This is a genomic window from Micromonospora sp. NBC_00362 (assembly GCF_026342155.1).
GTDB classification, from domain to species: domain Bacteria; phylum Actinomycetota; class Actinomycetes; order Mycobacteriales; family Micromonosporaceae; genus Micromonospora; species Micromonospora hortensis.
The window spans coordinates 596,475-614,481 of sequence record NZ_JAPENH010000001.1 but is presented as its reverse complement, the minus strand read 5'-3'; the positions used below and the strand labels follow the sequence as shown (position 1 = coordinate 614,481).

At 70.8% G+C, this 18,007-nt stretch carries 12 protein-coding genes and 1 pseudogene; 5 read left to right on the top strand and 8 right to left on the bottom strand.

What is annotated here, in order from left to right:
• The first annotated feature begins 59 nt into the window (after positions 1-59).
• On the top strand, positions 60-2,321 hold the full coding sequence (locus OG992_RS02660; RefSeq protein ID WP_323181769.1) for a catalase: 2,262 nt from the start codon (positions 60-62) through the stop codon (positions 2,319-2,321).
• A gap of 65 nt (positions 2,322-2,386) precedes the next feature.
• Here OG992_RS02660 and OG992_RS02655 read toward each other — a convergent pair whose 3' ends face one another.
• From OG992_RS02655 to OG992_RS02645, 3 genes and pseudogenes are all read right to left on the bottom strand, one after another.
• Complete coding sequence (locus tag OG992_RS02655; RefSeq protein WP_266305132.1) at positions 2,387-2,758, bottom strand: RICIN domain-containing protein; 372 nt, start codon at positions 2,756-2,758, stop codon at positions 2,387-2,389.
• A 93-nt stretch (positions 2,759-2,851) separates the two neighbouring features.
• A pseudogene (locus tag OG992_RS02650) lies at positions 2,852-4,432 on the bottom strand (protein kinase); the annotation flags it as partial.
• A 183-nt stretch (positions 4,433-4,615) separates the two neighbouring features.
• Positions 4,616-5,488, bottom strand: a complete 873-nt coding sequence (locus OG992_RS02645; RefSeq protein ID WP_266302224.1) for an LLM class F420-dependent oxidoreductase — start codon at positions 5,486-5,488, stop codon at positions 4,616-4,618.
• Positions 5,489-5,637: 149 nt separating this feature from the next.
• On the opposite strand from OG992_RS02645, the gene OG992_RS02640 reads away from it, so the two are divergent.
• The 3 genes from OG992_RS02640 to OG992_RS02630 are packed head-to-tail and all read left to right on the top strand — an operon-like array spanning position 5,638 to position 8,962.
• Positions 5,638-6,801, top strand: a complete 1,164-nt coding sequence (locus tag OG992_RS02640; protein WP_266302223.1) for an acyltransferase — start codon at positions 5,638-5,640, stop codon at positions 6,799-6,801.
• Complete coding sequence (alr, locus tag OG992_RS02635) at positions 6,798-7,940, top strand: alanine racemase (protein WP_266302222.1); 1,143 nt, start codon at positions 6,798-6,800, stop codon at positions 7,938-7,940. The genes OG992_RS02640 and alr overlap by 4 nt, the downstream gene beginning before the upstream one ends.
• Complete coding sequence (locus OG992_RS02630) at positions 7,937-8,962, top strand: D-alanine--D-alanine ligase family protein (RefSeq protein ID WP_266302221.1); 1,026 nt, start codon at positions 7,937-7,939, stop codon at positions 8,960-8,962. Before alr ends, OG992_RS02630 begins: the two co-directional genes overlap by 4 nt.
• 12 nt (positions 8,963-8,974) lie before the next feature.
• Here the strand turns inward: OG992_RS02630 and OG992_RS02625 are convergent, their stop codons facing one another.
• From OG992_RS02625 to OG992_RS02610, 4 genes are read right to left on the bottom strand one after another with little or no spacing between them, the layout of a single operon-like run.
• The gene (locus OG992_RS02625) at positions 8,975-9,478 is read right to left on the bottom strand and encodes a hypothetical protein (protein ID WP_238682547.1); all 504 of its coding nucleotides are present in this window, start codon (positions 9,476-9,478) and stop codon (positions 8,975-8,977) included.
• A complete protein-coding gene (locus OG992_RS02620; RefSeq protein ID WP_238682548.1) occupies positions 9,475-10,935 on the bottom strand; it encodes a sensor histidine kinase in 1,461 nt (486 codons plus the stop codon). The genes OG992_RS02625 and OG992_RS02620 overlap by 4 nt, the downstream gene beginning before the upstream one ends.
• On the bottom strand, positions 10,932-11,624 hold the full coding sequence (locus OG992_RS02615; RefSeq protein WP_238682549.1) for a response regulator transcription factor: 693 nt from the start codon (positions 11,622-11,624) through the stop codon (positions 10,932-10,934). The genes OG992_RS02620 and OG992_RS02615 overlap by 4 nt, the downstream gene beginning before the upstream one ends.
• Before the next feature lie 16 nt (positions 11,625-11,640).
• The gene (locus OG992_RS02610) at positions 11,641-12,654 is read right to left on the bottom strand and encodes a phosphatase PAP2 family protein (RefSeq protein ID WP_266302220.1); all 1,014 of its coding nucleotides are present in this window, start codon (positions 12,652-12,654) and stop codon (positions 11,641-11,643) included.
• A 233-nt stretch (positions 12,655-12,887) separates the two neighbouring features.
• Here OG992_RS02610 and OG992_RS02605 point away from each other — a divergent pair, with 233 nt between their 5' ends.
• Entirely contained in the window at positions 12,888-13,394 is a 507-nt protein-coding gene (locus OG992_RS02605; RefSeq protein WP_238682551.1) for a winged helix-turn-helix domain-containing protein, read from the top strand.
• A gap of 73 nt (positions 13,395-13,467) precedes the next feature.
• On the opposite strand, the gene OG992_RS02600 is transcribed toward OG992_RS02605, so the two are convergent.
• Entirely contained in the window at positions 13,468-17,892 is a 4,425-nt protein-coding gene (locus OG992_RS02600; RefSeq protein WP_266302219.1) for a S8 family serine peptidase, read from the bottom strand.
• Positions 17,893-18,007: the final 115 nt, after the last annotated feature.

Genomic DNA, 18,007 nt, shown 5'->3' with positions numbered 1-18,007 from the left:
TGACCTGGGGTAGCAGGGCAGGCGCCGGCCCGCACACGCGCCATGGAGAGGTTCATTCAGTGGATTCCAGCAAGCCCGCCGAGGCAGTCAAGAACGTCGTGAAGACCGCCTCAGGAAAGATCGCCGACGCCCTCACCCCGGACATCCCCGGTGCGCCGGGGAGCGCGCCACCGCCGCTCGAGGAGCCGACGACGCCGCACGACCCGCTGCCGCCGAAGCCGGAACAGGGGGCACCGCAGACGCGCACGCCAACCGGCGCGCAGACCGGCGCGCCGACGATCGCGAACGGTCAGCAGGGGGCCTACCTCACGACCGCGAACGGGGCGCGGCTGCGCGACACCGACCACTCGCTCAAGGCCGGCCCGCGCGGCCCGGTGCTCCTGCAGGACCACCACCTCCGCGAGAAGATCACGCACTTCGACCACGAGCGCATTCCGGAGCGTGTGGTGCACGCCCGAGGCGCCGGCGCGCACGGGGTGTTCACCGCGTACGGCACCGCCGAGGCCGTCACCAGGGCCGGCTTCCTCAAGAAGGGACGCGAGACCGACGTCTTCGTCAGGTTCTCCACGGTGCTCGGTTCGCGGGGTTCCGCCGACACCGTCCGCGACACCCGTGGCTTCGCCACGAAGTTCTACACCGACGAGGGCACCTTCGACCTGGTCGGCAACAACATCCCGGTCTTCTTCATCCAGGACGCCATCAAGTTCCCGGACATCATCCACGCCGGCAAGCCGCACCCCGACCGGGAGATCCCGCAGGCGCAGAGCGCCCACGACACCTTCTGGGACTTCGTGTCGCTGCACACCGAGGCGCAACACCACACCATCTGGAACATGTCCGACCGGGGCATTCCGCGCTCGTACCGGACGATGGAGGGCTTCGGCGTGCACACCTTCCGCCTCGTCAACGAGGCCGGGGAGACGGTGCTGGCCAAGTTCCACTGGAAGCCGAAGCTGGGCGTGCACTCGCTGACCTGGGAGGAGGCCCAGCTGATCGGCGGCATCGACCCGGACTTCCACCGCCGCGACCTCTACGACGCCATCGAGGCCGGCGCGTACCCCGAGTGGGAACTGGGCATCCAGGTCTTCCCGGACACTCCGGAGGAGACCTTCGCCGGCATCGACCTGCTGGACCCAACGAAGATCGTGCCGGAGGAGTTGGCCGAGGTGCAGCCCATCGGGCGGCTGGTGCTCAACCGGACGCCGACGAACTTCTTCGCCGAGACCGAACAGGTCGCCTTCCACCTCGGTCACCTGCCCCCGGGCATCGACGTCACCAACGACCCGCTGTTGCAGGGCCGGCTCTTCTCGTACGTCGACACGCAGCTCACCCGGCTGGGCGGGCCGAACTTCACGCAGATCCCGATCAACCGCCCGCACGCCGCCGTGAACGACATGCTGCGCGACGGCTTCCACCAGCACGCCGTGCACGCCGGCGTCGCGCCGTACCGACCGAACTCGCTCGACGGCGGCAACCCGTTCCCCGCCGGGGACGCCGAGCACGCCTTCGTCGACGTGCCGGTCACTGTCGCGCAGGCGCCGAAGGTACGCGCGAACCCGGCCTCGTTCGACGACCACTACAGCCAGGTCCGCCTGTTCTGGCTGAGCATGTCGCCGGTCGAGAAGGAACACATCATCCGGGCGTACACCTTCGAGCTGGGTAAGTGCTACCACCAGGCGATCAAGGAGCGTCAGCTGCGGAGCCTCGCCAACATCGACCCGGTGCTGTGCGAGCAGGTCGCCACCGGCCTGGGCCTGCCCGCACCCCAGCCGACAGTGCCGCTCCCCGACGTCACGCCCAGCCCGGCGCTGTCGCAGGTCGGTCGGGAGTGGCCGAGCGACGGCCGGATGGTCGGGATCGTCGTCGACCCCTCCGGCGACCTGGACGGCGTCGACGAGGTCCGCCGGGCCGTGTTCAGCGCCGGCATGGTGCCGCTGCTGATCGCCCCGCACGGCGGCATGGTGGGCGACCTGTCGGTGCAGCGCACCTTCGCCACCGGCCGATCGGTCGAGTTCGACGCGGTCCTGCTGGCCGGAGCGCCGGCGCCCGCACCGGATGCCCTACCGGCCCGCGACGCCAAGGCGGGCACGCCGGAACCGGCCACCGTGGACCCCCGCGTGCTGCTGCTCGTCGAGGAGTGCTGGCGGCACGCCAAGGCGATCGGTGCCTGGGGCGCAGGTGTCACGGTGCTGGAGCAGGCCGGCGTCGCCGGCACCCCGGGCGTCGTGGCGGCGGGCTCGGGCGCCGAGGCCCTGACCGCGGTGCAGCAGTTGATGGCCGCGCACCGCGTCTGGGAGCGGTTCCCCGCAGCGGTCGCCTGACCCAACCACCGACGAGGGCCGTCCTCCGTGTCACCAGGAGGACGACCCTCGTCGGTGTCCGGGCGCTATCGCCGGGTCCACTGCAGATGGCTCGTGCCGGCGCTACAGCTGCGCTGCTCGATCATCGCGCCGTTCGCGGTGCTCTGGCCGACAGTGCCCAGGCACAGTCCGCTGTGCGCGTTGACGAGTTGCCCGGCCTCGTTCAGTGTGAACTGTTGCGCCGGGGTCGTGTTGCAGGTGGTGAGCTGGATCGCCGCTCCGGCGTCGCTGGACGCGGACAGCACGTCCAGGCAACGCCCACCCAACTGCATGCTCCGGTCCGAGCGCATCGCCCAGAGCTGGTGGGAGGCGCGGTCGTCCCGGCAGTCCCAGATCCCGAGCCGGACCGGGTCGGGTGATTCCGGCGCGCTGACGTCCAGGCACCGCTTGCTCGCCACCCCGACGAGCCGGCTGCCCGACCGCGTCGGGGGCACGCTCGGGGTCGGTGACACTCGACGGTCCGGCGTGGCCGACGGGGTGGCCCCACCCGCCGTCGACGCCGGCCGGAAACCCGCGGTGATCTCCCGGAACGCGTCCGTCCCGGCGACCGCCCAGGCGGACTCGGGTGTCAACCAGGCGATGCTGTAACCCTGACGCTTCTCCGTCGTGAAGGTGCGCTGGCGCCCGCGCATCGCGGTGCCCGCCTCGCTGGTGTAAACCCACTCCAGGTCGGCGGCCTTGAGCTGGTAGTTGACGGCGAGCAGCTCGACCCGGCGGTAGTCGCGGTACCGCTCACCGACGGCCGGGCCGGCCAGTTCGGCCAACGGGTCGGTGCGCGGCGAGTCGGTCTGGCTGACGACCAGCATCCGTTCGCCGCCCGGCTCGTGCAGTTCGACCCGCTGCCCGCGCCGGACGATCTGCCAGTCGCGCGGCGCCGGCATCGAGAAGCCGCTGCCGTCCCGGTAGACCGACCACGAGATCGGTCGGAGCGCAGCGGTCGTCGATGCGGCACCGGGCGTCGACGGCGCACCCGGCACTGCGGCGTCCACCAACTCGGCCCCTCCCCCGGCCGGCCGCGACGCACGGCGGGTGGCCAGCGGAACCCCGACCGCCAGGCCGAGCGCGACCACTGCCGCGAGGCCACCGAGAAGCCAGGTCCGCCGTCGGCGGGCCGGTCCCCGACCGGCACGATCCGCTGCCACCGGGGCCGACGACTGGGGTACGTCGGACGCGTCGATCGGATGGGCCGTGATCGCCGTTGACGCGGCGGGCGCCGGACGCCACATCACCGCGATGGGCGGCCGGGGTGTGCCGTCCAGCGCCGCCCGGAGCAACTGCTCGGCCGCGTCGGCGTCCATCCGCTCGGCCGGGTCCTTGCGCAGCAGACCGGCCAGCACCGGCGCGAGCGGTCCCGCCCGTCGCGCCGCGGGCGGCGGCTCGGTGACCAGAGCGGTGAGGCTCATCAGACTCGACGGCCGGGCGTACGGCGACTGGCCCTCGACGGCGGCGTACAGGGTCGCGCCGAGCGACCAGAAATCCCCCTCCGGACCCACAGTGCCCCGCATGGCCCGTTCGGGAGAGACGTACGCGGGCGAGCCGAGCACCACACCGCTGAGGGTGAGGTTCACGTCCTCGACGGCGGTGGCCAGGCCGAAGTCGGTGAGCACGATCCGGTCGTCCGCGCCGACGAGGATGTTCGCCGGTTTGACGTCGCGGTGCATGATCCCGGCGCGGTGGGCGGCGCGCAGCGCGCCGAGCACGGCCAGCCCGATCTCGGCCGCCCGCACCGGCGGGACGGGACCGTCGGTGGTGATCGTGTCGTGCAGCGAACGGGACGGCACGTACTCCATCACGATCTGCGGGTCGCCGTCGGCGCTCAACAGCACATCGAAGACCCGGACGACGTTGACGTGGTCGAGTTGCGCGATTACCCGGGCCTCCCGAAGTGAGCGGACCCGCAATTCCTGTCGCGCCTCAATGGTCAGGCCGGGGGGCGGAACGATTTCCTTGATGGCGACGTCCCGTTGCAGCATTCGGTCGCGGGCTTTCCACACTCGACCCATTCCGCCCTGGCCGATGAGCTCGACGACGTCATACCGATCGGTAACAAGAAGCGGCAACATCTGCGACACCCGGAGAGGCTACCTGGCACGTCGTCGAACAATTTCCGGCAGTAGAAGCGAACCACCGTATGTGATTCGGCTCATCCTCGCCGGCAACGTCGTTTGTGGAGCCACAGACGGCGCGGGCGCACCGTTGAGCCACCAGGAATTGGCTATGTGTTCACGGTGGCACCCGCGCCGGTCGAGGCGGGCTCAGTCGATGTCGGCCAGCCGGGGCAGCACCTCGTCACCGAGCCGCCGGGCGAACTCGATCGGGTCCCGATCCGGCGTCACCTGCACCTCGCTCACCCCGAGCGCGGCGTACTCGGACACCTCGGCGAGGAACGCGTCGGTGTCGTCCAGCGGCGCCTGGGCGGCGACCACCGTCTTCTCGATGGTGTCGTAGTCGCGGCCCTCGGCGGCGCAGTGCCCGCGCAGCACATCCAGCTTGCGCGCGACGTCGTCGCTACCGCCGCGGCCGAACAGGTTGCAGGCGTCGGCGTACCGGGCCACCAGCAGCAGGGTCTTCTTCTCGCCGCCACCGCCGATCATGATGGGCGGTCGCGGGCGGCTCAACGGCTGCGGCGAGTTGATGGTCTCGGCGAGCTGGTAGTGCTTTCCGTTGAACGGGCCGTCGTCGGCACTCCACATCTGAAGGCAGATGCGCAGCGTCTCCTCCAACCGCTCGAACCGCTCGGCCACCGGGACGACCGGCACACCCAGCCCGAGCTGCTCCCGCTCGTACCAGGAGGCGCCGATGCCGAGGCGGGCCCGGCCGCCGGAGAGCACGTCGAGGGTCGTCACGGTCTTGGCGAGCAACCCCGGGTAGCGGTACATCACCCCGGTGACCAGTACGCCCAGCGTCATCCGCTGGGTCATGGCCGCGACGTAGCCGAGCGTGGTGTACGCCTCCAGCATCGGCTCCTCGGCCGCGAACACCGCGTCCATCTGGAAGAAGTGGTCCATCACAGTGAACGACGCGACGCCGGCCTGCTCGGCGACTGTCGCCGTCTGCGCCAGGGTCGGTGCGATAGCGGCCGGGTCGGCCGGGGTCGAGTAGTTCCAGTAGTGCAGCCCGAGCTTCATGTTCGACACCTCCGCACCGAGCCTAGTGCCGCCTGGCTTCCGCCGGGGGCGGCTCGGAACCGCCCACGGATCGGGTCCGACGGCGTCCATTACCGGACCGTGACAATTCGTGGATCACGTGCGGATATCCGGCTGGCAGCTTTCGGTGGGTGATCCAACAGCTCTCTCCGACCGAATCCCGGCCCGCCGAGCCGGAGCCCGACGCGCCACGCGTCCGGTTCCGCCACCGCCAACGGACCGGACCCACCTCTGCCTCCGCGACCGCACCCGCCGCCGGATCACACCGGGCGCAGTGGGCCGATGCCGCGAAGGGCGTCTGCATCATCCTCGTCGTCCTGTGGCACGTCGTCGTGAAGGACTACCTCCAGATCGACTGGCACATCGGCGTACCGGTGCCGGGGTTCTGGGGGATGCTGGGTGAGCAGTTCCTCCCGCTGCGGATGCCGTTGTTCTTCACCATCTCGGGCCTCTTCGCGGCGAACGCCGCCCAGCGGCCGTGGCGGGTGGTCGCCCGCAGCCGGGTCGCCGGGTTCCTCTACCTGTACGCCGTCTGGCTGCTGATCCACACAGTCGTCCTCGCCGCCGCGCCGGAACTGCCGACCGACCGGGCCACCTCGGCGCTCGGCGTGCTGGAGCAGCTCACCATCACGCCGTCCAACCTCTGGTACCTGTACGCCCTGGCGCTGTACTTCACGATCGCCACGTTGACCCGCCGGGTGCCCCGGGCGCTGGTCCTGGTCCCCGCCGCCGCGCTGTCCGCCGTCGCCGCCGCCGGCCTGCTCGACACCCCGGGCAACCGCGCCGGCCTCTACCAGAACCTGGTCTTCTTCCTCGCCGGCCTGTACCTGCGGCCGCAGATTCAGCAGTGGGCCGCCACCGCCACCCGCCGCCGGCTGTTGCTCACCTCGGGTGGCTACGTCCTGGCCCTCGCCGCGATGGCGGTGACCGGCGCCCAGCAGTGGTTCGGGGTGTGGCCGGCGGTCTCCGTGGTGGCAGTGATCTTCGGCATAACCGCCGCTGCCCGGCTGTCGCGGTGGTCGGCGCTCAGCGAACCGCTGGCTAGGCTCGGCCGCATCACCCTGCCGATCTACGTCATTCACATGCCGGTCCTGGCCCTGCTGCACCGGCTGTTGCTCGCACCGGTTTCCGGGCTGGGTGGGTCCGCTCAGGGCCTGATCGTGCTCGGTTATCCGGTTCTGCTGAGCGGGCTGGTGATCGGTCTGAGCCTGGCCGTTCACCGCGGGCTGCTGGCGGCCCGCGCGGGCTGGCTGTTCGCGCTGCCCGGCTCGCGACGGGTGGAGGCGGCCGGATGAGCGCCCTCGCCGAAGCCCTGATCGACCTGGACGCGATCGCCAGCAACGTGCGGACGATCGCGTCGGTCACCGGCACCGGACTGATGGCCGTGGTGAAGGCCGACGGGTTCGGCCACGGCGCGGTGCAGGTGGCCCGGGCCGCGCTGCGCGCCGGCGCGTCCTGGCTGGGAGTGACCTCGACGGCCGAGGCGCTGACCCTGCGCGAGGAGGGTGTGACAGCACCCACGTTGAGCTGGCTGCACAGCCCGGATGACGACTTCGGTATGTTGATCAAGAGTGGCGTCGACGTCGGCGTGTCCACGACGACGCACCTGCACGCCGTCGCCGACGCGGCCCGTCTGCTCGGCGTGCCGGCGACGGTGCAGCTCAAGGCGGACACCGGGTTGTCCCGCAACGGGGCCGCCGGGGACGACTGGCCCGAGTTGGTCGGTTGGGCCCGCAAGTACGAGCGAGAGGGTGGGATCCGGGTGCGCGGGGTGTGGTCCCACCTCGCCGACGCCGACCTGCCGGGCGCCCCCGCGCTCCCCCGTCAGGTGGCGAACTTCGAGGAGGCGCTGCGGACCGCACGGTCGGCTGGCCTGGATCCTGATCTCGTTCACCTGGCCAACTCGGCGGCCGCGCTCTGCGCACCGCGGACCCGCTTCGACCTCTGCCGGATCGGGATCGCCCTCTACGGCGTGGACCCGTTCGGCGTGAGCGGTCCGGGCGGGTTCGAGCTGCACCCCGCGATGACCCTGCGGACGAGCGTGGTCAACGTCAAGCGGGTGCCGGCCGGCACTGGCGTCTCCTACGGGCCCGAGCACGTGACCGGCACACCGACCACCCTGGCGCTGCTGCCGCTCGGTTACGCCGACGGGCTGCCCCGGGCCGCGGGTGGCCGCGCCTCGGTGTGGCTCGCCGGCCGGCGGTGCCCGATCGTCGGGCGCATCGCCATGGACCAGTGCGTGGTCGACGCCGGGGATCTTCCCGTGACGATCGGCGACCCGGTCGTGGTGTTCGGCCCGGCCGAGGGCGACCAGCACCCTCCGACGGTGGTCGAGTGGGCCCGCTGGGCCGACACCAACCCGCACGAGATCTTGACCGGCATCGGGGCCCGGGTGGCCCGCGAGCACCTCCACGGAAGGGCACGGAACTCATGACAACCCGACTGGCAGTGCTGTACGGCGGGCAGAGCGGCGAGCACGACGTGTCCTGCCGCTCGGCGGCGAGCATCCTCGCCCACCTGGACCGTGAGCGGTACCAGGTCACCGAGGTGCTCATCGACCGCGACGGCGGGTGGCACGTCGGCGGCCGACCGACGCCCCTGCCTGCGGCGTTGCGCGTCCTGCGTGCCCAGGACGTGGTGTTCCCGGCCCTGCACGGCCCGTACGGCGAGGACGGCACCGTGTCGTCGCTGCTGGAGTGGCTCGGCGTGCCGTACGTCGGCAACGGCGTCTTCGCCAGCGCCGCCGGCATGGACAAGGGGGTCACCAAGCGGCTCCTCGCGGCGGAGGGCCTGCGGGTCAGCCCGGGAGTGACACTGCGTCCCGGCGAGGCCCTGTCGCCCGACGATCAGCGCCGGCTGGAGCTGCCGGTCTTTGTCAAGCCGGCCCGCGCCGGGTCGAGCCTGGGCGTCGTCAGGGTGGACGACTGGGCGGGAGTTCCCGCCGCGCTGGAGCAGGCCCGCCAGGTCGATCCGAAGGTGCTCGTCGAGCAGGGAGCGCGGGGACGCGAGATCGACGTGGCGGTCCTCCAGCACCCGGACGGCCGGGTACAGGCCGGCCCGCCGCTGGAGATCCGGGTGACCGGTGCCGGCTTCTTCGACTACGACGCGAAGTACGACGGCGGGGCGATCTTCCAGATTCCCGCCCCACTCGACGCGGCGACCACCGAGGTGCTCCAGGACCGTGCGATTCGCGCCTTCCAGGCCCTCGACTGCCGTGGACTGCTGCGGGTCGACTTCTTCCTGCCCACCGAGGGGTCGCTCGAGCCCATCGTGAACGAGGTCAACACGTTCCCCGGCTTCACCGCCGCGTCCCAGTTCCCGCAGATCTGGCAGCAGGCCGGCATCGAGTTCGCGGCCCTGATCGACATCCTGATCGCCGGCGCGCTGGCCGACGAGGACCACGGCCACCACAGCGCTTTGCCCCGGCCGGTCCGAGCGGTCGACCACCTGGTGTGAGTTGGTGCCCGGTCACCTGATCGGGCACGCCCGGGGCCCTCGGGCGCCGTCCGACCCGACGATGGCGACGGTGGTGGCGGTGTTCGTCGCGCTGACCTGCGCCGCGGCGGCGACCGTCGTGCAGATGATCTGGTCGACCGCGTGCGCTGACAACGCCTGCGCGGCGATGTTCGCCCGCACCGTGAGGTCACCGGCCTGACCGGCTCCCGCCGTGACGGTGACCGGGTCGAGGCCGGCCGGAACGTCGCTGGTGAAATCCTGGGCGCGTTCGTTCTCCTGCGGACCGGCCGCGAGCAGCGAGAGCGCGGCGGCGGGCGACGGGGCCGTGTTGACCGGGCGGAGAACCAGCACCAGTTCGCCCTGCCCGAGCAGGTAGAGCCAGGTGCCCTGGGCGGGGCCGCTGATCGGCGGGCGACCGGTGATGACAGCGCTGGGTTGTACCCCACAGCCCGCCGCGAGCAGCGTCAGGAGCAGTCCGCCGGCGAGCAGTGCGCGGCCCGTTCGTCGGCCGGTCACCGCGCACCTCCGGTGTCCGCCGTTTCGCGGGGCAGGCGGAGGGTGAACACCGCGCCGCCGTGGGTGCCGTTGCTCGCGACGAGACTCCCCCGACGCTCGCCGTGGCGGTGCAGCCGCGCGTTCTCCCAGGAGATGGCGAGGCCGAGGCCGCTGCCCTCGGAGCGGGTTCGCGCGGTGTCGGCCTTGTAGAGGCGGTCGAAGACGTGCGGCAACACCTCCGCGTCCAGTCCGGGCCCCCGGTCGGCCACCTCGATGGTGACCCAGTCCGGGTCGGCGCCGAGTCGCACCGACACCGGCTCGGCACCGTGCCGGAAGGCGTTGCCGACCAGGTTGGCGACGATGACGTCCAGTCGGCGGGGGTCGAGTCGGGCCACGATGCCGGGTGGCAACTCCGTTCGTACCCGGCCCAGCCAGCCGCGGATCCGCAGGGTCGCTGTCACCGCCGCGGCCACGTCCACGTCGTCCAGGGCCAGCCGCGCGGTGCCGGAGTCGAACCTGCTGATCTCGATGAGGTCGTTGACCAGTTGGGTGAGGTTCTGCGTCTCCTGGCTGACCAGCCGTGCGGCTCGGCCCGCGTCCCCTGGCAGGTGTTCCGCCTCCTCGTCGAGCACGTCGGTGACCGCCGTCATCGCGGCCAGCGGCGTCCGGAGTTCGTGCGAGACGTCGGCAACGAAGCGCCGGGCGTCGGATTCCAACCGCCGCAGCTCGCCGACCTGCCGCTCCAGCGTGCCCGCGGTGTCGTTGAAGGTCCGTGCCACATCCGCCAGCTCGTCGGCGCCCCGGACCGTCAGCCGGGTGCTCAGGTCGCCCTCACCGAGGCGGCGCGCCGCCCGGCTGAGGTCGCGGACGGGTCGCAGGACGCCGCGGGCGGACAGCAGGGCCAGCAGGACGGCGAGGATCAGGGACAACCCGCCGGTCCACCACGCCCTGGTGGCGAGCTGGTCGATGCTCTGCTGCTCGGGCACGAGATTGCGCACCGAGTAGACCTCCACCCCGGACGGGCGGGACGTGCCGTCCGGGCGCTCCAGCGCCAACTGGGTACCGATGAGCAGCGCGGGCTCCCCGGCGAGTGAGACCCGCTGCCAGGCGATGCGACCGTCACGGACCTCCTGCCGCAGCTCGGGGGTGAGTGGGTCGGCGAGTTCGGAGCCGCCCTGTGCCCGCATGTCCCGGTACACGACCACAGCGAAGCTCTCCCGGTCGCTGAGGCGCTGGGCCAACACTTCGAGGTCGTCCTGGGTCGGCGGCAGCTGGGCGATCGGGTAGACCTTGGTGAGCTGGTCGGTCAGCGACATCACCGCGGCGTCCTGCGCCTGCTGGAGGATGACGGTCCGAGCCTGGAAGTAGCTGCCACCAGCCACCGCCACCGTCGTGGTCACGCCGAGCAGCGCGAACGCCAGGACGAGCCGGACCCGTAGACCCGAGACCCATGCGCCGACCCGGCGCCACTGTGTCACAGCGGCCCGAACCGGTATCCGAAACCACGCACGGTCTGGATGTAGACCGGTGCCGACGAATCGGCCTCGATCTTGGCGCGTACCCGCTGGACGCACGCGTCCACGAGTCGCGAGTCGCCGAGATAGCCGTGCTCCCAGACGGCCTCCAGCAGTTGCTGGCGGCTGAGAACCTGGCCCGGCGTGTGCGAGAGTTCGAGCAGCAGCCGCAGCTCCGTCGGGGCGAGGCTGACCGGCGTCCCGTCCTTGCTGACCACCAGCGCGGCCCGGTCGATGGTCAACTCACCGTGCTGTTCCAGGCCGGTCCGCTCGCCGCCGCGCCGCGAGTCGCCACCGGTCCGGCGCAGCACCGCGCGGATGCGCGCCTCCAGCACCCGGGCCTGCACGGGCTTGACCACGTAGTCGTCGGCGCCAGCCTCCAGGCCCGCGACCACGTCCATGTCGTCGTTGCGGGCGGTGAGCATGATGATCGGCAGGTCGCCGAGCTGCCGGATCCGGCGGCAGACCTCGAACCCGTCCATCCCGGGCAGCATGAGATCGAGGACCACGACATCGGACGGGGTCGTGCGCAGCCGCTCCAACCCCTGCTCACCGGTGCCCACGGCATGCACGGTGTGGCCCTGTCGGGTGAGCGCCAACTGCAGTCCGTCGCGCACCGTCTGGTGGTCTTCGATCAACAGCACCTGGGACATGTCGTCAAGTATCCCATCATGAGATCTTTCGGGTTTCGGTCGCTGGCGGTGGCTGCGTGGGGCTCCGCGGGGAGAGCGGCACCGCGAAATCCGTCGAACGCACCAGGAACACCACAGCGCCCACCAGGAACATCGTCGACGCGGCCGCGGCCACAATGGCGATCAACAGGCCGCGCTGCACCGACGCGGCCAGACCGGGAACAACCACCAGCAGCGCCCAGACCAGGACGACCAGCCCGACCCCCGCCTCGGCCAGCCTGCGCCAGAGGCTGCCACCGTCCGAACCCCCGGTCATGTCGCGGCCGTCGGACCAGGTCGCCAACGCTGCCGCCGCCAGGCAGAACACTGTCACCCCCAGCAGTACGCCACCGAGCACGTCACTGAACCGGTGCCAGCCCGCGATCATCGTGGCGGAGGCGATCACCGAGACACCCGCCGCGCCCGGCGCCGCCAGCCAGCGCCGGGCCCACCCGGGCAGGACCAGCATGAACGCCAGTAGCAGGGCGGTCGCCGCCGCGACATGGCCGCTGGGGAAGCTGTTGTGAGTGGTGGAGCTCAGGATCTGGAGATCCGGGCGGGGCAGCTCCGATTTCACCGCGCCGGCCAGCAGCACCGCGCAGACGACAAGGCCCACACCGACGACCCCCGCCACCAGCCGCCGGCGGAGCACACCCACCAGCAGCACCACACCGAGCAGGGCCGCGATGAGGCTCGGGCTGCCGAAGGTGGCCAGCACGCTCTTGGCCGGGCCCACCAGCACTGTCTGCTGCTCGTACCCTCCGCCCCGCTCGGCGCGCGGCAGGAGCACGCCGTCCAGCCACTGCCCGGGGTACGTCCGCACGAAGACGGCGGCGGTGAGGGTCAGGGCAACGAGACCGGACAGCGCCGCCACGAGCAGTCGAAGCCCCAGCGGCACCGCCGCGCGGGCGTGGGGTAGCGGTCGCGCCGGACCGGGCGTCGACCGCCCGACGGAGTACAACGATCCGATGGACATGGCGACCATGCTCGCCCCGGAAGGTCCGTACCCCATGCTCGGATTGTCTTGGTTCTGTCACAACCACCCCCACCGCTTCCGGAAAAGCGGATCGTCGGCGGTGGAGCCGGGTGGGCTGAACGGCGCCGTGGGATTCACATGCTTACATGCAACTATGTTTTACCCAGCCGAGATCAGCCACCACTAGGGTCAGGACGCCGATCGATGTTTCGGTCGGCGGCGCGAAAAATCCATCCGGAGTGAGTTGGGGAACCGGAAGGTGTTGGCACATGCAGGGAATTCCAGTGGCCAGCCTGGTCATCGGCATCGCATCCTCGCCGGCCGAGCGGCGACATCTGGCCCGGCTGCTCGGCGGCAGTGACGCCTTCCTGATCGTCTCGACAGTCGACCAGGCACGAGAGTTCCTCGGGGTGGTCGAGGCACCTCCCGCCCCGGCTCCCCCGACCGCTGTGGCGCTCGCCGAGGTGGCGCCGAGCCCACAGCCACCACCACCGGATCTGGCCGTCGACTCCGACCGCCGGGTGCTGCGCTGGCGCGACCAGGAGATCGACCTGACCCGGCTGGAGCACGACGTCCTGCTCTGCCTGGTGCACGCGCCCGGTCAGGTCTGGACCTACGAGCGCCTGCACCTCGAGGTCTGGGGCAACCGGCACCTCGGCCGGGGCTCCGACATGCACTCGGTGATCCGCCGGGTGCGTGGCAAGCTCGCCAGTCTCAACGCCACGGCGACGATCCACTCGGTACGCGGCGTCGGCTTCCGGCTCGCTCCCGTCTGATCACCCCGGACGCGGTCCGGCCCGCCTGGTCGGGGACCAGGCGGGCCGGATCTCTTCGGCTAGTGCTCAGGCGTCAGCACTTGATGGGCGCCAACCCGAAGTTCTCCACCGTCGGATTGGCGGTGTCGATCCTGGTCTGACGGGTCTGCGGCTTCCAGCCGTCCTTGGCCACGATCATCGTGAGCGGGTTGTTGCGGCGGTCCACCCAGTAGGCGTACTTGCCCTCCGCGTCGGTGGCGAAGGTGTACGACGCCGCCCACGAGTCGACCTGCACGACCGCGCCGGTGAGCGGCGCTGTCGCACCCTGGCAGCTGGTGCCGGTGACCGTACCCATGAGCTTGCCCCAGGTCTTCGGGGGGTTCGCGGTCATGGTCACCGCGACCGGCGCCACCGAGTACGGGGTGTTCTCGGAGATCGCGACCGCGCCGGCGTAGGTGCCCGGCTGGTCCACGTTCGCCGTCAGACCGACGGTGACAGTGACCTTCGCACCCGGTGCGAGGGTGACCGCCGACTTGTCGATGGTCATCCAGCTGACGTCGGCCGCCGACTCGGAGCATCCCTCGAAGCCCGGGAGCACCTCGCTGTCCGGAGCCGCGTTGAAGCTGCCGGACGAGCCGCCGATCTTGTAGAAGCCGCACGCCGCGCCGCCGCGGTACCGCGCGGTGTTGGAGTTGGGCAGGTTGGACCACGAACCGGCGGCCGGGTCGAAGGCGAAGCCGGCGTTGCTGATGGCCCCACCCTGCGAGCCACCGACGACGAGGAGCTTGCCGCTGGCGACGGCGTACGAGCTGGCCCAGTTGTCGGCCGGCGCGTCGGCGACGGCGGTCCAGGTGTTGGCACCCGGGTCGAAGGCGTAGCTGGACTTCTGCGCGACGGAACCGTCGTTGCCGCCGGTGCAGTAGAGGACGCCGTCGATCCCGCCGCAGGAGGCGAAGGCCACCGACTTCGGGTAGTTGGCCATCGTCTCCCACGTGTCAGCGGTCGGGTCGTACCGGACGACGCTGTTCGACATCGGCAGACAGGCCGCCGTCGTGCAGCCACCGACCGCGTACAGCTTGCCGTCGACGACGGCCTGACCGGCCGCGGCCCGCGGTGCCGGGTTGTCGGCAAGCTCCGTCCAGGTGTTGGCCCCCGGGTCGTAGGACCAGGTGGCGGAGTCCGGGCCGGCGTCGCCCCAGCCGCCGCTGACAATGATCTTGCCGTTCACCACGCCCGCTGTCACTGCGTTGCGAGCGCCGGGAAGGTCGGCGATAGCCGTCCAGGTCTGCGCGGCCGGGTCGTAGGCGTAGTTCTTGGTGGTGGAGGCCTCACCGTCTCCGCCACCGAGCGAATACACCTTGCCGTCCAGGTTCACCACCCGGTTGTCCATGATCGTGGCCGGGTAGTTGGCGATGTCGGTCCACGGCGCCGCCTGCGGGCCGACCGCCGCGGCAGCGGCCTTGGCCTCCTTGCCGGACGCCCTGGCGGCGAACGACGTCGGTACGGTGAGCCGCTGCTCCGGTGCGCCGCTGGACCCGAGCACCTGCTGGCGGGTGACCTTTGAGCCGTCCGCCCGCAGGAGTTCGAACCCGTTGTCCCGCTCACCGAACTTGACCTCGACCGGCGCGCCGCCGGTGTTGGTCACCGTGAACGACTTGCTGGTCTTGCCGTTGGGCATCTGGAGCGTCGCGCTCAGCTGCGTCGGCGTCACCGCCAGTCGACCGGCCGCGAGCTGGAAGTTCGCGGTGGTCGCCCAGTCGGCCTCGACGTCGACAGGCTTGGTCTGGCTGACGTAGTTGCCGGCGGTCGCCGTGAACGGGTGCTCGCCGGTGAGCGACGAGTAGATCCAGTAGAAACCGTCGGCCAGCCCCGGGTCGTCCGGGGTCGCCACTGTGACGGCCTTCTCGGCGGGCCGGTCCTTGCTGGTGACGGTAGCGCCGTTGACGTAGCTGTCGTCGTTCTTGTCGCGGACGTTGCCGACGACCAGACCGCCGTCGACCGGCACGCAGGTGACCTGGCTGCCGATCAGGACGTTGTCGACCTCCCACCACCACTCGTACGAGGCGTCGTAGTAGTGGAACCGCACCTGCACCTGCGCCTGGCCGGCCGCCTGCGGGATCGGAATCTCGGTCAGCTTCGGTCCCCGGACGTCGGTCTCCTGCCGGAGCACGTTGGTCCAGGTGGCACCGCCGTCGATGCTCAGGTCCACGTCGGCGGTGTCGTCGTTGAGCTGGTTGAAGTCCTGGTTGAACCGGATGACCGGGGCCGTGACGCTGGTCAGGTCGACCACCGGGCTGACCAGGGAGGTGTCCTGGCTGGTGCCGGCACCGTAGTTGTCGCTGTCGATCATCGCGAAGTTGCCGGTGCCGCCGGTCAGGTTGCCCCGGTCGCCGTCGTCGGTGAACGTCCAGACCTGACCGCTGCCCGCGTTGTCGACGACTGTCCAGCCGGCCGGCGTGGTCGTGGCGTCGAAGGTCTCGTACTCACCGTCGGAGCCGGTCGTGTACCCCGGCGCGGTGGTGCAGACGCTGCTGTCCACCGGCACGGCGACATTGGCGGTGGCGTTTCCCGAGCCGACCACGACCTCCTTGGTGACGGTCTGGTAGCCCGGGTACTGCGGCTCGTACCTCAGGGTGTACGTCTGCCCGGCCGGCAGCTTGATGCTGTAGCGGCCGTTCGACGGGGTGGTGTAGTCGTAGACACCGGACACGCCGGTCACTGTCACCTTCGCGTACAACGGCCAGCCGTGGCCGGAGCCGTCGGTGACCGCTCCGGTGACGTTGACACTCGGCACCGCCGTGAGGGCGACGTTGAGCGTCGTGGTGGCGCCCTTGGCGACCGTTGCCGTCTTGGTGGTGCTGGCGTACCCGAACGCCGCGACGGCGACCTGGTAGTCGCCGATGGGGAGTTGGCTGGAGAACGTGCCGTCGGCACCGGTGGTCAGCTCACGCTCGGACGCGCCGGTGAGCGTCAGCGTCGCGCCGGCGATCGGGGCACCGGAGGTCGCGTCGGTGACAGTGCCGGTCAGCGTGCCGATGTCGCCGGTCGGGGCGGCGTTGAGCAACGCGAGGGCGTCCAGTCGGCCTTCGCCGTAGACGTTGTTGTCGGCGGCGGTGCCGCCACACTGGTCGTCGGCCTTGTCGATCGCGGCGCCGTTGAGTAGCGCGCGGGTCGCGTTGACGTCGCCGACCAGCGACGGCGCGGCCGAGTACAGCAGCGCGATCGCGCCCGCGAGGTGCGGTGAGGCCATCGAGGTGCCGCTGATGCTGCCGTAGGCGCTGCCCGGGATGCTCGACCGGACGTTCACGCCCGGGGCCGAGATGTTGGGCTTGATCTCGCCGTTCTGACCGGCGCCGCGGGCAGAGAAGCCGGCGACGTTGTTGTTGCTGTCGTACGCGCCGGTCGAGTAGTTGCTGACGAGGCTGCCCGGCGAGCCACTGGTCTGGCAGGCCGGCCCGCTGTTGCCGTTGGACCAGGCGCCGAAGATCCCGGACGCGGTCCAGGCGTTCGTCACGTCCTCCATGAACGGCTCGTTGGACGGATCCTGGGTGCCCCAGGAGTTGTTGATGATGTTGGGGCGCTTGCTCGCGTCCGCGTTCTGACCGTTGAGGTCCAGCGGTTCGAGCATCCACTGACCGGATTCGACCAGAGCGGCGTCACTGGGGCAGCATCCGTTCGCCGCGATCCACTTGACCCCGGGGGCGACACCGATCTGGTTCGCGCCGTCGGAGCCGGCCATGGTGCCCATCGTGTGCGTACCGTGGCCGTCGCCGTCGCACGGGGCGGTGGCGCAGGCCCCGGTGGCGTTTGCGGCGTTGAACCAGTTGTAGTTGTGGTCGAACGTCCCGTCGCCGTTGTTGCCCCGGTAGGCGTTCACCAGCGCCGGGTGGTTGAACTGGACCCCGGTGTCGATGTTCGCGACGGTGATGCCCTCGCCCTTGACGCCGTACTGGGACCAGACGTCGTCGGCGTTGATGTTGGCGATGCCCCACTCCAGGGCGTTCACTGTCTTCTCGTCGGTGCCCTTGGTCGTCTCCGGCACCTTGTACGCGACCGGCGCGTAGAGGCCCTCGACCTCCGAGTGCCCGGCGAACTTCTGGGCCATCGCCAGCGAACCGCTGTTCACCTTGATGGCGTTGGTGGCCCAGAAGGTCTGGTATTTGGTACCCGAGCTGTCGAGGTCGGCCCGGATCTTGCCCTGGCTCGCGGCGGCGGTCTTGCGCAGCGCGTCCGCCACCGCCGTGCCACGCTTCGACCAGTCCTTGATGGCGCTGGCCTTGCTCAGGTCCGCCCGGTCCTTGAACCGGATCCAGAAGTCCCCTTCACTCTTGGCCTGGAGTTGCTTGGCGAGCTCCGGTCGGATCTTGTCCCCGGTCTGGGCGCCCGCCCCCATCGCACCGCCCGGCGCGGCCTGCGCGCCCGAGCTGATCGTGGCCAAGCATGTCGCGGCGAGGATCGTCGCCGCGCCGGCGCTCACCAAAGATCTGGCCGCGCGCCGCCATTGTGGACGTCTGAACATCGGTGCTGCCTCCCTCAGAACGACCCAGGGTGTAATGGGCCATGGTGGACCTCCCCCATGCACCGCGCGGGTCACGCCGGTTGCCCGAGTGGACACTATGATCGAGAAGAACGGA

Coding starts and splice junctions, on each gene's coding strand:
- OG992_RS02645 (WP_266302224.1), bottom strand. CDS start 5,488: ATGAAGCTCGGGCTGCACTACTGGAACTACTCGACCCCGGCCGACCCG.
- alr (WP_266302222.1), top strand. CDS start 6,798: ATGAGCGCCCTCGCCGAAGCCCTGATCGACCTGGACGCGATCGCCAGC.
- OG992_RS02630 (WP_266302221.1), top strand. CDS start 7,937: ATGACAACCCGACTGGCAGTGCTGTACGGCGGGCAGAGCGGCGAGCAC.
- OG992_RS02615 (WP_238682549.1), bottom strand. CDS start 11,624: ATGTCCCAGGTGCTGTTGATCGAAGACCACCAGACGGTGCGCGACGGA.
- OG992_RS02610 (WP_266302220.1), bottom strand. CDS start 12,654: ATGGGGTACGGACCTTCCGGGGCGAGCATGGTCGCCATGTCCATCGGA.
- OG992_RS02605 (WP_238682551.1), top strand. CDS start 12,888: ATGCAGGGAATTCCAGTGGCCAGCCTGGTCATCGGCATCGCATCCTCG.
- OG992_RS02600 (WP_266302219.1), bottom strand. CDS start 17,892: ATGTTCAGACGTCCACAATGGCGGCGCGCGGCCAGATCTTTGGTGAGC.